Source organism: Streptomyces sp. NPDC052101 (assembly GCF_040680235.1).
Taxonomy (GTDB): Bacteria; Actinomycetota; Actinomycetes; order Streptomycetales; family Streptomycetaceae; genus Streptomyces.
In genome coordinates this window covers 86,722-99,777 of record NZ_JBFAWH010000012.1, presented here as the reverse complement: position 1 = coordinate 99,777, position 13,056 = coordinate 86,722, and the positions used below count along the sequence as shown (strand labels likewise).

The 13,056-nt window shown below is 71.3% G+C and carries 12 protein-coding genes and 1 riboswitch; of the genes, 9 read left to right on the top strand and 3 right to left on the bottom strand.

The genetic code is table 11. The features are described 5' to 3' along the window. The first annotated feature begins 134 nt into the window (after positions 1 to 134). The 4 genes from AB0L75_RS22170 (at position 135) to AB0L75_RS22155 (ending at position 4,139) form a co-directional block, all read left to right on the top strand. The gene (locus AB0L75_RS22170; protein ID WP_365183344.1) at positions 135 to 1,397 is read left to right on the top strand and encodes an ATP-grasp domain-containing protein; all 1,263 of its coding nucleotides are present in this window, start codon (positions 135 to 137) and stop codon (positions 1,395 to 1,397) included. A gap of 46 nt (positions 1,398 to 1,443) precedes the next feature. Next, positions 1,444 to 2,646, top strand: a complete 1,203-nt coding sequence (locus tag AB0L75_RS22165; RefSeq protein ID WP_365183342.1) for an FAD-dependent oxidoreductase — start codon at positions 1,444 to 1,446, stop codon at positions 2,644 to 2,646. A 153-nt stretch (positions 2,647 to 2,799) separates the two neighbouring features. Beyond that, on the top strand, positions 2,800 to 3,261 hold the full coding sequence (locus AB0L75_RS22160) for a carboxymuconolactone decarboxylase family protein (RefSeq protein WP_365183339.1): 462 nt from the start codon (positions 2,800 to 2,802) through the stop codon (positions 3,259 to 3,261). 65 nt (positions 3,262 to 3,326) lie between these two features. Continuing rightward, positions 3,327 to 4,139: an HAD family hydrolase gene (locus AB0L75_RS22155; RefSeq protein WP_365183337.1), complete on the top strand. Its 813-nt coding sequence runs from the start codon at positions 3,327 to 3,329 to the stop codon at positions 4,137 to 4,139. A gap of 169 nt (positions 4,140 to 4,308) precedes the next feature. Here the strand turns inward: AB0L75_RS22155 and AB0L75_RS22150 are convergent, their stop codons facing one another. Beyond that, a complete protein-coding gene (locus AB0L75_RS22150) occupies positions 4,309 to 4,800 on the bottom strand; it encodes a transglycosylase SLT domain-containing protein (protein ID WP_365183334.1) in 492 nt (163 codons plus the stop codon). 4 nt (positions 4,801 to 4,804) lie between these two features. Continuing rightward, positions 4,805 to 4,984, bottom strand: a riboswitch (cyclic di-AMP (ydaO/yuaA leader). Positions 4,985 to 5,536: 552 nt separating this feature from the next. Between AB0L75_RS22150 and AB0L75_RS22145 the strand changes: the two genes are divergently transcribed. The 4 genes from AB0L75_RS22145 to AB0L75_RS22130 all read left to right on the top strand — a co-directional run bounded on the left by AB0L75_RS22145 (position 5,537) and on the right by AB0L75_RS22130 (position 10,382). Next, complete coding sequence (locus AB0L75_RS22145; protein ID WP_365183331.1) at positions 5,537 to 6,547, top strand: polyprenyl synthetase family protein; 1,011 nt, start codon at positions 5,537 to 5,539, stop codon at positions 6,545 to 6,547. Between the two features lie 481 nt (positions 6,548 to 7,028). Beyond that, positions 7,029 to 8,240, top strand: a complete 1,212-nt coding sequence (locus AB0L75_RS22140; RefSeq protein ID WP_365183329.1) for a DUF2092 domain-containing protein — start codon at positions 7,029 to 7,031, stop codon at positions 8,238 to 8,240. Positions 8,241 to 8,374: 134 nt separating this feature from the next. After that, positions 8,375 to 9,442, top strand: a complete 1,068-nt coding sequence (locus tag AB0L75_RS22135; RefSeq protein ID WP_365183326.1) for an ABC transporter ATP-binding protein — start codon at positions 8,375 to 8,377, stop codon at positions 9,440 to 9,442. Further along, a complete protein-coding gene (locus tag AB0L75_RS22130) occupies positions 9,429 to 10,382 on the top strand; it encodes an ABC transporter permease (RefSeq protein ID WP_365183324.1) in 954 nt (317 codons plus the stop codon). The genes AB0L75_RS22135 and AB0L75_RS22130 overlap by 14 nt, the downstream gene beginning before the upstream one ends. A gap of 77 nt (positions 10,383 to 10,459) precedes the next feature. On the opposite strand, the gene AB0L75_RS22125 is transcribed toward AB0L75_RS22130, so the two are convergent. Next, complete coding sequence (locus tag AB0L75_RS22125; RefSeq protein WP_365183321.1) at positions 10,460 to 11,047, bottom strand: NAD(P)H-dependent oxidoreductase; 588 nt, start codon at positions 11,045 to 11,047, stop codon at positions 10,460 to 10,462. A 197-nt stretch (positions 11,048 to 11,244) separates the two neighbouring features. On the opposite strand from AB0L75_RS22125, the gene AB0L75_RS22120 reads away from it, so the two are divergent. After that, positions 11,245 to 12,465 (top strand): hypothetical protein, encoded by a 1,221-nt coding sequence (locus tag AB0L75_RS22120; RefSeq protein ID WP_365183319.1) that lies wholly within the window; start codon positions 11,245 to 11,247, stop codon positions 12,463 to 12,465. Positions 12,466 to 12,552: 87 nt separating this feature from the next. On the opposite strand, the gene AB0L75_RS22115 is transcribed toward AB0L75_RS22120, so the two are convergent. Beyond that, positions 12,553 to 13,032, bottom strand: coding sequence for a VOC family protein (locus AB0L75_RS22115; RefSeq protein WP_365183315.1), 480 nt, complete (start codon positions 13,030 to 13,032; stop codon positions 12,553 to 12,555). Positions 13,033 to 13,056 lie beyond the last annotated feature (24 nt).

Genomic DNA, 13,056 nt, shown 5'->3' with positions numbered 1-13,056 from the left:
AGGTTGCTCGCACCCTGTCTAAAGAGTTCGCAATGTCCGAATAGGCCTTGTCGGAGGCGGCAATTCCGGCTTAGCGTCCTTTGGGGACACGGACGGGGTGGGTCCGTTCCAATGGGGGACACGTGGGGGGACCCGTGGCCGAAAGTGGCGTCAGTGTGCCGTTCGAGGCGGACCGTGACGTGCCGGGACTGATCGTCAAGTTCGGCGATTATCCGCTGCACCACGGTGGCGTCGGAGCGATCCGCAGCCTGGGCCGGCTCGGCGTGCCCATGTACGCCATCACCGAGGACGCGTACACGCCCGCGGCCTCCTCGCGCTATCTGAAGAAGGCCTTCGTGTGGCCGACGTCCGGTGCGGAGGACCCCGGCCGTCTGGTCGAGGGACTGCTGCGTATCGGCCACCGCATCGGCCGTCCCGCCGTGCTCGTCCCGACCGACGAGGAAGCGGCCGTACTGATCGCCGAGCACCAGGACGATCTGGCCGGATCCTTTCTCTTCCCGCGGGTCGATCCCGCGCTGCCGCGCCGCCTGGCCAGCAAGCAGGGACTGCACGAACTGTGTGTGGAGCACGGCATCGCGAGCCCCGCGTCGGCGTTCCCGGAGTCGTACGAGGACATCGTCGCCTTCGCCGAAACGGCCTGCTTCCCGGTGGTGGCCAAGAACCGCGAGGCGTTCGTCCGGCGTGAACGGCCCGCGGTGGGCGGCACCACCAGGATCGCCACGCGCGAGGGCCTGCTCACCCTCGCCCGCGACTGGGGAGCGCGGCCGGGCGTCATCCTCCAGGAGTACCTGCCGCGCGAGGAGGCCGAGGACTGGATCGTGCACGCCAGCTTCGACCAGGACTCCAGCCCCCTGGCACTCTTCACCGGCGTCAAGGTCCGCTCGTGGCCGCCGCACGCCGGCATGACGGCGAACGCGTACGTCGTCGACAACCCGGAACTCGCCGACCTCGCCGCACGTTTCATCAAGCAGATCGGCTACAGCGGCATCATCGACCTCGACCTGCGCTTCGACCGGCGCGACGGACAGTACAAGCTCCTGGACTTCAACCCGCGCATGGGCGCCCAGTTCCGGCTCTTCGAGAACGAGTCGGGCGTGGACGTCGTACGCGCGATGCATCTGAACCTGACCGGCCGCCCCGTTCCGGAGGGGGAACAGCGCGCCGGCCACCGCTACATCGTGGAGAACATCGACCTGCCCGCCCTCCTCGCCTACCGTCGCAGCGGCTATACGACGCCGCACGCGCCGGCCAGGGCGAGCGGCACGGAGCTGGCCTGGTTCGCGGGTGACGACCCGCTGCCGTTCGTCACGATGCTCGCCCGCTTCGTGCGCCCGGGCGCGAAGCACCTGTATCAGCTGTGGCGGACCAACCGCCGCGGCAGCACCACCACGAAGTAGGCAAGGCCACCAAGAGGTGGCGCACCGTGTCCTGGGGAGGGACTTCGTGACTCGACCGGTTGCAGTCATCGGGGCCGGGCCGTTCGGCCTGTCCACCGCCGCCCATCTGAGGGCGCGTGGCATGCCCGTCCGCGTCTTCGGCGCCCCCATGGTCAGCTGGCGCGACCACATGCCCGACGGCATGCTCCTGAAGTCGACACCCGCTGCCTCGAACTTCGACTGCCCGCAGCCCGGCCACACCCTCGCCGACTACTGCGACGCGGCCGGCATCCGCCGCCTGGTGAGCGACGAGGACATCATCCCGGCGGAGACGTTCATCGCCTACGGCGAGTGGTTCCAGCACAAGCTGGTCCCCGAGCTGGAGCGGGTGCGGGTCGTCGCCGTGGACCGCGACAAGAGCGGCGGCTTCGAACTGAAGCTGGACTCGGGCGAGATGTTCACCGCGCGCGCGGTCGTCGTCGCCACCGGACTGTCGGGCCTCGCGCACCTGCCGGCGGAGCTGGCGGGAGCCGCGGCCGACGGACCGGCGCCCTCGGGCCCGGTCTCGCACAGCTCCCAGCACCACGACCTGAGCCGGTTCGCGGGCAAGGAGCTGATCGTGGTCGGCGCCGGCCAGTCCGCGCTGGAGACGGCGGCGCTCGCCGCCGAAGCGGGGGCACGCGTGCGTGTGGTCGCGCGCGGCCGCGGCCGGGTCGCCTTCGGCGCCCCGCCCTGGGACCAGCCGAAGCTGCGCCCCGAGTCCCCCTTCGGCAACGCCTGGTCGCTGTGGGCGCTCAGCTACTACCCGCACCCCTACCGCTACCTACCCGAGGCCACCCGTCACTACCTGGTCCGCCGTGTCCTTGGACCGCTCGGCGCCTGGTGGCTGCGCGAGCGCTTCGAGAGCGCCGTACAGGTGCAGGACGTCGAGCGGGTCGCGGCCGCCGAGGCGCCGGACGGCAGCCCCGTCCTCACCGTGCGCACGCACGGCGGCACCACCGAGCGGATCGCCGCCGACCATGTCATCGCCGCCACCGGCTACCGCGTCGACATCGCGGCGATGGACTTCCTCGGCCACGAACTGCGCACCCGCCTCGCGGTGAGCCGCGGCACGCCCAGGCTCGGCTCCGGCTTTGTCTCCTCCGTGCCCGGTCTGTACTTCACCGGCCTGCCGGCCGCGTCGTCTTACGGCCCGGTGATGCGCTTCGTCTGCGGCACGGAGTTCGCCTCCCCACGGCTGACGAAACACCTGGCGGCGGCCCATGGCTGAACACCAGGCGGCGGACCATGGCGATCACCGGGCGGCGGACCACGGCTGAGGCCTTCGGGCGGACCCGTCCGGGGCCGTCACATCAGCCGCCTGCGCTCCGTCAGTGCAGTGCAAGCGATCGACGCACATCACTGACACCCAGGAGACAGCATCATGCAGGCACGGATGACCAACGCGGCCTACCTTCTCCCGACCGCCCTGAAGGGCATCGGAACGCTTCTGCAGGGGATCGGGGAAGGCGGGCTGCCGCCGGAGCTGGGGGAGATCGTCGGACTGCGGGCCAGCCAGATCAACGGTTGCAGCGCGTGCGCGCACGCCCATGCGGCGAACCTGCGCAAGGCCGGCGCGAGCGAGGAGCGGATCGCCGCCGTCGCCGCCTGGCGCGAGGCGCCGTTCTTCACCGACGCCGAGCGCGCCGCGCTGCAGCTGGCCGAGCGGATGACCCGGCTCGCCGACCGCTCCGAGGAGCCGGTTCCGGACACACTGTGGGACGAAGTGGCCGACCACTACGAAGAGAAGCAGCTGTCCGCGCTGATCCTCACCATCTCGCTCACCAACATGTTCAACCGCATCAACACCACCATCAAGGAGCCTGCGGGCACCACTTGGGGCTGACCAGTACGTAAGTACGCAGGACGACAAGATGAGTCGGCGGGGCGAGGTATCCGTATTCTCTGATCATGGCAGCCTCCCCCGCGTATGCACTGATCGCCACCGACCTCGACGGAACGCTGCTGCGCGGCGACGACAGCGTCTCCGACCGGTCGCTCGCCGCGCTCGCGCGGGTGGTCCGGGCCGGCGCCCGCCACCTGGTGGTGACGGGCCGCCCGGCCCCGCGGGTACGGCCCCTCCTCGCGCGCCTCGGCTGCACGGGGCTCGCGGTGTGCGGGCAGGGCGCACAGGTCTACGACGCCGGATCCGGCCGCCTGTTGTGGTCGGTCCGGTTGGACCGGGAGCTGGCCGAGACCGCGCTCGGCAAGATCGAGGCGGAGGTGGGGCAGGTGTACGCGGCCGTCGACCAGGACGGCGTCGACGGGCTCACGCTCATCGAGCCCGGCTATCGGATGCCGCACCCGACCCTGCCCGCGGTGCGGGTCGGCCGGCGCGACGACCTGTGGTGCGCGCCCATCAGCAAGGTGCTGCTGCGCCATGCGGCCCTGTCCGACGACGAGTTGGCGGCCATCGCGCGCGCGGTGGTGGGCTCGTTGGCGACCGTCACCATGTCGGGGCCGGGGACCGTGGAGCTGCAGCCGTCCGGGGTGACCAAGGCGACCGGTCTCGCGCTGGCCGCCGAGCGGCTCGGCATCGCCGCGCGGCAGGCCGTGGCGTTCGGTGACATGCCCAACGACATCCCGATGCTCGACTGGGCCGGACACGGGGTCGCGATGGCCAACGCGCATCCCGAACTCAAGGCGGTGGCCGATGAGATCACCCTGTCGAACGAGGACGACGGCATCGCCGCCGTCCTCGAAAGACTGTTTCCGACCGACTGACCGGCACATCAGTACGCGGCCGTCCGTGGCGGGCCCGGTGGACGCACGGCGGCCGCCCGGCACGCCCCCGTCCGTCAGGTGCGGGTACGTGCCGGGCGGCCGATGTCGTGCCGGTTCACCGACGTGCGTCGGTCTGTCGGCCGGTGTTCTGCCTCGCGGCCGGGGACCGTCAGTACGCGCTGTAGACGTTGTCGATCGAGCCGTAGCGCGCGGCGGCGTAGTTGCAGGCCGCGGTGATGTTGGCGACCGGGTCGTAGGGGGAGAACGCCGTGCCGGCCACGTGGTAGGCGTTGAAGGTCGGGTCGATCACCTGCAGCAGACCCTTGGAGGGGGTGCCCGCGGCGGCGTTGGAGTCCCAGAGGTTGATGGCCAGCGGGTTGCCGGAGGACTCCCGGATGACGTTGCGGTAAATGCCGTTGTAGCTGCCCGGGATGCCCTTCTGAGCCATGATCGCGAGCGACTCGCGGATCCAGCCGTCGAGGTTGTTCGGGTACCCGGAGACCGTGGTGGCGGTGGTGGAGGCCGTCGTGCCGGTGGCCGCGGAGGCGCCGGTGGCGCCGAAGAGCGGCAGGGCGAGGACGGCGGCACCGGTGCCGGCGACGGCGAGGGCGCGGAAGAGGCGGTTGGTGCGGGTACGGCGGGGCTGAGCGGAAGCACGCATGGGGAAGTCCTCTCCGACGCCTGCGAGGTGAGCTGTCGGGTTCGGGCGGGGAGGTGCCCGGCCGTGCCTCGGGAAAGGCACGGCTTCACCCCTAGCCGTTCCGGTGCGACGTGTGCCGTCCGGTCCGGCGACTTACCTGGGTCCCCCGCTCCTGCCGTACGAATGAGTTCGTCGATGGGTTACGCGGGCGGCGGCAGGATTCGGCGTCCGCCCGACGGCCCGGAACGTATGCGAGAGCACATGTCGGGAACAAGTACTGGATTCACACAAAGCACTATTTGACCTTGATCTGTGCCCTATGGGGTACTTGATCCTTTGCGGTTGCCAACCCTCAACTCGCCGACGGGGCAAGGAGGGAAGGGGTGGTCGGGTGGTGGGGGCGCCGATGGCCGCCCGTGACCCAACTCACGAAGTAGCAAATTAAAGCAAATCGGACATGAGGGATTCGGGTGATCGCGCAGGCGGGGAGTGGAGGGGTGCGCGGGCGGAGGTGTACTTGTTACTCCGCTCGCCTCTTGGTTCGCGACAAACCGTGCGAAGTCCTGTTAAGTCGATAAATGTCCGTTCTTACCACTTGATCAAAACCATACCGGTCATGATCCGGTACCGCCCGGGCTGGACCGGTGGGCGCTATCGGTGATCGAAAGAGGACCGGATACGCTGACTTGAGTGATGGCAGCGACCTATCGACAAACCGTGTAATCGCCAGCAGACACCTGCAGACAGGAGACCCCTCGTGACCGTCGTCGGGCCGTTCGGGCTGAGCGTGCGGGACCAGGCTCTGGAAGCCGATGTCCAGGTCGGATTGGCGGCTGTCGAGGAAGGCTTGCTCGAGGCCACCAAGAGCGAGGTCCCGTTCATCACGGAGGCCGCGCAGCACCTCGTGCGAGCCGGCGGGAAGCGGTTCCGGCCGCTGCTCGTGATGCTCGCGGCCCAGTTCGGCGACCCCTACGCACCGGGCATCGTGCCCTCGGCCGTGGTCGTGGAGCTGACCCACCTGGCCACGCTGTACCACGACGACGTCATGGACGAGGCGGCCGTGCGGCGCGGCGTGGACAGCGCCAACACCCGCTGGGGCAATTCCGTCGCGGTCCTCACCGGCGACTTCCTCTTCGCGCGTGCCTCCCAGATCCTCGCCGACCTCGGCCCCGAGGCGGTCCGGGTGCAGGCCCTCGCGTTCGAGCGGCTGGTCACGGGCCAGATCCTGGAGACCGCCGGCCCCTCGGACGGCCGTGACCCGGTCGAGCACTACCTGGACGTGCTCGGCGGCAAGACGGGCTCGCTGGTGGCGGTCTCGTGCCGGTTCGGCGCGATGATGTCGGGCGCCGACGAGACGGTCGTCGACGTGCTCACCCAGTACGGCGAGCGGCTCGGCGTCGCCTTCCAGCTCGCCGACGACGTCCTGGACATCGCCTCCGACTCGCACGAGTCCGGCAAGACCCCCGGCACCGACCTGCGCGAGGGCATCCCGACGCTGCCCGTGCTCCGGCTGCGCGAGCGGGCCGCCCGCCTCGGCCTGCCCGAGGACCTCGCGCTGTGCGAGCTGCTCGACTCCGACCTCACCGACGACGCCCGGCACGCCGAGGCGCTGGCCGCGCTGCGCGCGCACCCCGCGCTGGAGCAGGCCCGCCGGGACACCGTCCGGTACGCGGAGGAGGCCCGCGCCGCGCTGGCGCCGCTCAGGGAGTGCGACGCCAAGGCGGCCCTGCTGGAGCTGTGCGACGCGGTGGTCCACCGCGCGGGCTGAGGCCTGGCTGATCGCGCGGGCTGCCCTCCGGCTGACCGCGCGCCGACCGACGCCCGGCCGATCGCACCGGCGGCGGGTGCGGGCCGAGGGCGTGGGATGACGCCCGGCCGACGCACCGGCTGACGCCCGGCCGAGCGTGTCGATCCGTGCCCGGTCGACCGGAGGCCGCATGACACTCCGGTCGGTCGGCTTCCGCGGGACGCGGTTTCCCGGCAGCACCAGCCTTACGGTCCAGTCCTGTGCGCCCCCTTACGGCTCACTCCGCTCCGGTGAGACCCTTACGGGTCGGGGGAGTCGCTGCCCCTACGTGTCATACCGCAGGCGTACACGGAGTTGGCTCCGAGGTCTGACGCTTCCTCAAGGCCGATTTGGTGAGATGGAAACCACGGACATCACCACTCCTCACCGATTCGGGTGAGAATGGCGGCTCAGGTGCACCAGCGTGAGGACAGCCGCCGCCGACGACGGAGGTAAGGCACACATGGCACCGTACGAATCCGACGACGCAGTGGACGCGCGAGGGGACGCCGCGCGGGACGAAGCCCCGCACGCCGGGCGCCGCAAGGCCGCGCGCTACGCGGTCCCGGTCGCGGTGGTGGGGGTGGCGGCGGCCACGATCGGGCTGGTCCCGGCGCTCGCCGCCTCCGGCGACCCCGACCTGCCCAAGATCACCGCACAGCAGCTCATCGAGAAGATCGCCAAGTCGGACGTGCAGCAGCTGTCCGGCACCATGCGGATCAGCACCGACCTCGGCCTGCCCAACCTCGGCGGCCTGGAGAACAGCCTGGCCTCCGGCGCCGCCAAGGGCTCCGGCAAGGGCTCCTCCGCGGACCCGCAGTCCCAGCTCACCTCGTTGGTCTCCGGCACGCACACGCTGCGCGTCGCATCCGACGGCCCCCAGAAGCAGAAGCTGTCCTTGCTGGAGAGCGGCTCCGAGTACAGCCTCATCCACAACGGCAAGGACGTGTGGGGCTACGACAGCAAGACCAACGACGTCTACCACGGCACCTCGGCCGACGCCGGCAAGGACCACAAGGCCGAACCGCCGGCCACGCCGAAGGACTTCGCCGACCAGGCGCTGAAGTCGGTGGACGACACCACGTCCGTCACCGTCGACGGCACCGAGCAGGTCGCCGGCCGCGACGCCTACAAGCTGCTGATCAAGCCCCGGCAGTCCGGTACCACGGTCGGTGCGATCAGTATCGCCGTCGACGCGAAGACGGGCATGCCGCTGAAGTTCACGCTGACCCCGAAGAGCGGCGGCGCCGCCGTCCTCGACGCGGGCTTCACCCAGGTCTCCTTCGGGAAGCCGGCCGCTTCCACGTTCGACTTCACCCCGCCCAAGGGCGCGAAGGTGACGGAGCAGAAGCGGGACTCCGCGGACCGGAAGCACGGGCGCGAGTCCGGCGAGGGCTTCGCCGAGGGCATGGACGGCGCCACCGTCCTCGGCAAGGGCTGGACGTCCGTCGCGACCTTCGACACCGGAGCCAAGGGCGGCCTGCCGAGCGGCTCGAAGGGTGGTGACCTCGGCGGCTTCCTGGGCTCCATCGGCGAGAAGGTCTCCGGCAAGTTCGGCAAGGGCACGGTCTTCTCCACCCGCCTGGTCAACGCCCTGATCACCGACGACGGCAAGGTGTACGCCGGCGCGGTGACCAAGGACGCCCTGGTGAAGGCGGCCGACGCGAGGAAGTGACGCCCTCCGGGCACGACGGGCCGTGATCGTACGTTGACCCTACGGGGGCAGGACGAATCGAGGGGATCGACGGGATCGAGTGGGTCCAGAGGATCCAGAGGATCCAGAGGATCCAGAGGGACGAGGGGGAGCCGATGGACGAACCGTCCGCCACGGAACGGGACGCCGCGGGGGATGCGGGGGACGCAGCGGAGGCAGGGAAGGCAGGGGACACCCAGCAGCCTGCCTCTGCTCCGGGGCGGACGGAGGAGAGCGCCGTCGCCACCGCTTCGGACAGCGTCATCGTCACCCGCGGTCTCACCAAGCGCTACCGCGGCGGACAGCTCGCTGTCGACGGCCTCGACCTGACCGTCCCGGCGGGCAGTGTCTTCGGCTTCCTCGGTCCGAACGGCTCGGGCAAGACCACCACCATCCGCATGCTGATGGGCCTGATCGAGCCGACGGCAGGCACGGCCCGCGTGCTGGGTCGCCCGATGCCCCGGGCGGCCCGTGCCGTCCTCCCGCAGGTCGGCGCGCTCATCGAGGGCCCGGCCCTGTACGGCTTCCTCTCCGGCCGGGACAACCTGCTGCGCTACGACGCCGCCGACCCGACCGCCGACCCCCGCACCCGGCGTGTCCGCGTGGCCGCCGCCCTGGACCGGGTGGGCCTCGCGGCCGCGGCGGGCAAGAAGGCGAAGGCGTACTCACTCGGCATGAAACAGCGGCTGGGCCTGGCCGCCGCGCTGCTCCAGCCGCGCCGGCTGCTCGTCCTGGACGAGCCCACCAACGGCCTCGACCCGCAGGGCATGCGCGAGATCCGCACCCTGATCCGGGAGCTGGCCGCCGACGGCACCACCGTCTTCCTCTCCTCCCATCTCCTCGACGAGATCGAGCAAGTGTGCACGCATGCGGCGGTCATGGCGCGGGGCCGGCTCGTCACCCAGGGCGCGGTGGCCGACCTGGCGACCGGGGCGCGCGGCCGGCTGGTGGTGACCACCCCGGATCCGGCCGAGGCGGCCCGGGTGCTGAAGGAGGAGGGCGTCGCCGACGTCACCGCCGACGGCGACCGCGTCACCGGTGAACCGCCCGCGCGGGACCTCGCCGAGGTGAACGCCGCCCTGGTCGCGGCGGGAGTGCGGGTCCGGGGTTTCACGGTCGAACGGGCCTCGCTGGAGGACGCGTTCGTGGCGCTGACGGGGGAGGGCTTCGATGTCGCGGGCTGAGACGGGTCAGGGAGCCGAGAGGGTTCCCGTGTCCGAGACGGTCGCCGGTTCACAGACGGTCCCCGGACTCCGGACGCCCGCCGGATCCGCCGTACGCGGGCCGAGTCCGCTGTGGACGTTCGGGCTGCTGCGCAGCGAGTTGGTCACGACCGTCCGCCGCTGGCGCACGCTCGCGCTGCTCGGGGTGCTGGCCGCGGTGCCGGTGCTGGTCGGGATCGCGGTGAAGATCGAGACACGGGGCGGCGGGGACGCGGGCCATGGCGGACAGGGCCCGGCATTCATCTCGCAGATCACCAACAACGGTCTGTTCCTGGTGTTCACGGCGCTGGCCGCGACCCTGCCGTTCTTCCTGCCGATGGCCGTCGGAGTCGTCGCGGGCGACGCGATCGCGGGCGAGGCGGGCGCGGGCACCCTGCGCTATCTGCTGGTCGCCCCGGCCGGCCGCACCCGGCTGCTGCTCGCCAAGTACACGACGGTGATGGTCTTCTGCCTGCTGGCCACCCTGGTCGTCGCCGTCTCAGCGATGATCGTCGGCGCGCTGCTCTTCCCGCTGGGCGACCTCACGACCATCTCCGGCACCCGGATCAGCTTCACCGAGGGCCTCGGCCGGGCCCTGCTGATCGCCCTGGTGGTCGCCGCCTCGCTGGTCGGTGTGGCGGCGCTCGGCCTGTTCGTGTCGACCCTCACGGGCAGCGGCATCGCGGCGATGGCGACCACCGTCGGCCTGGTCATCACCGTGCAGATCCTCGACCAGATACCCCAGTCGCACGCGCTCCAGCCGTACCTGTTCCCGCACTACTGGCTGTCCTTCGCCGACCTGATGCGCGACCCCGTGTACTGGGATGACCTGGTGCGGAACCTCGGCCTCCAGGCGCTGTATGCGGCCGTGTTCGGCTCGGCCGCCTGGGCGCGGTTCACGACGAAGGACATCAGCGCATAGCCGACGCAGGACATCAGCGGACAGCGACGAAGGACATCAGCGGACAGTCGGCGACGGACATCAGCGCACAGACGTCGTCAGGCGTGCTGGTACGGGAACTGGGCGAGGGGCGCGTCCTGCGCGAAGAACGTCTTCGCGCGCGCCAGCGCGTCGGCGTCCTTCAGCACGTCGCCGCGGTCGCTGCCGTTGCCCAGCAGCACCCCGCCGAAGCGCATCCCCATGTAGGCGGCCGAGTTGTTGAGGGTGCCGACGTAGGGGTCGGCGACCGACGGCTCGCTGTCGGCGAGCGCGGCGATGCCCCAGAGCGTGCGGCCGGCCAGGGTCGCCTTGAAGTCGACGCCCGGCGTGCGCAGCCAGCCCGACCAGTAGTCCAGATAGCGCTTGGTGAGGCCGGACACCGAGTACCAGTACAGCGGCGAGGCGATCACGATGTCCGTGGCCGCGAGCGTGGCGTCCAGCAGCAGACCGGTCGCGCTGTCCGCCGCCGGCCCCGCGTGGTCGCTGTCGTGCCGCAGGTCCGCGAAGTCGGGCAGCGGGTGGTCGGCCAGATGGATCCAGCGCTGTTCGACGTCACCGGGCAGCTGCTCGGCCGCCACGCGGGCCAGCAGTTCGGTGTTGCCCTCGGCGCGGGAGCTGCCCAGGACGAAGAGGAAACGGCGGCTCATGGGTCCCCCAGATGAATGTTGGCGCACGACGAATAAATACGTGTGCATTTTATGCACATGCAAGCAACCTTGGCCAGGGTGCGGCTGGTGCGAGGCTGTGACGCTGCGGTGACGCGGAAACCGGAGGGAGCCGACACACTGGTGGGCAGGACGCGTACGACCGGATCGCGCGGCGCCGGGGGAGTGAGGGAAAACCGATGTCTCGACTCAGCTTCGAGAAGAAGCGGGCGCAGCAGCCCGCGGCGCATCCGGCCGTGGTTCCGGTCCGGGTGTTCGGCGCGGGAAGCGCGTCGGTGGGCGGGACGTCGGTGGTGGCGGCGCCGGGCGAGGAGATCCACCAGGCCGTCCTCAACCACCTCCAGCGCCTGGCCATCAGCCTCGGCGCCCCGATACGCGTCACGATCCACGACGACCGAGAGGGCTGCGTGGTTCCCCTGGAGGTCTCGGCGGACGGCTCCAGCCGGGTGACGGGAGAGCCGGTACGGGTGGCGTCGTCGGCGGGCGTGCGGGCGGGCGTGCCTGCGGCGCCTTCGCGTGCGAGCGCGCCGGCCCTGCCCTCGGTGGGGGAACCGGAACCCGTGCCGGCCGGATCGGTGCAGGCGCCGACCGGACAGTTCGGCCCCGCGCCGGTCATGCCGGCCAGGCAGGCGCCGACGGCGGGCATGGATGCCCCGCGGCCCCTGCCGACACACACAGCCCCTGCCTATGCCTCTGTCCCCGCCCCTGCCCCTGTTCCGGTGTCCGTACCCGTCCCGGAGCCCATCCCCGTCCCCGTCCCGGAGCCCGTGCCGGCCACCGTCACCCCTGCCCGCGCCCCTCGATCCGTGCCCGAACTCGCGCTCTCCGTCCCGGTCGCCGTGCCCGACCCCGCCCCCACCCACACCCCCGCCCGCGGCTTCGACGCCGTCGCCGAGGAGGTGCTCGGGGACGGGCCGGTCACCGAGACCGCGGAGGGCGCCGAGTTCCTCACCGGGCCGATGACGCGGATCAACGAGGCCGTGCGGGCCGGCCGTATCGAGGCGGCGGCGGAACTCGCCGACCGTACGGTCACCGAGGCGACCACCGTGCTCGGCCCCGGCCATGCCGAGGTGCTGCACCTGCGCGAACTGTCCGCCTACATCGCCTACTTGGGAGACGAGCCGGTCCGCGCCTTCCGGCTGTCCCTGGACCTCGCCCGGCTGCGCCGCCAGGCGCGGGACGTGGAGGCCGCCTACGGCAACGTGCAGAGCGCGGCGACGGCGTGGCGTGCGGTGCGTGACCCCGAGGAGGGCCTGCGGCTCGGCCGCGACCTGATCGAGCTGTGGACGGACCTCACCGCCGAGCCGGGCCCCGCGGCCGATGATCCGCGTCCGCTGGAGTCCGTCCGTGCCCGCATGGTCCGCCTCACCGACCGGGCCGCCCGCGCCGCACAGGCCTGACCGCCGACGCCGTACGACCCACCGCACGACCCGCCGCCGTACGACCGACCGCCGTACGAACGTCGTACGGCCAAGGCGGCGGCCCGGCTAGTGCACGCAGAACTCGTTGCCCTCCGGGTCGGCCATCACCACCCATGTGCCCGAGGGTTCCTTCATCTCGTTCAGCACCTGTGCGCCCAGCGCCTGAAGCCGTGTCACCTCGTCGGCGCGTCGGCCCTCGCCGGGGTGCAGGTCGAGGTGGAGCCGGTTCTTCACGGTCTTCGTCTCCGGTACGCGCTGGAACAGCAGTCGCCGCCCGAGCCCGGTGCCGGTCGCCGGGTCGTACGGGTCGTCGGGATGCCGTACGGCGATCAGGTCACGGAAGGCGGGGCGGCCGTGGTACTCGACCGTGGCCGCGGCGGGCAGTGCGCCGAGGGACAGCAGCCGTTCGATCAGGGCGCTGTTGTCCTCGGCCGTGTAGTGCAGGGCGGCGGCCCAGAAGTCGGCCTGGGTGTGCGGATCGCCCGCGTCGACGACGAGCTTCCAGTGCAGGGGGGCGGGCGTGGGTCCGGGTGGCTGGGTGGTCATGGTGACCACTTATAGCCGTGGCCT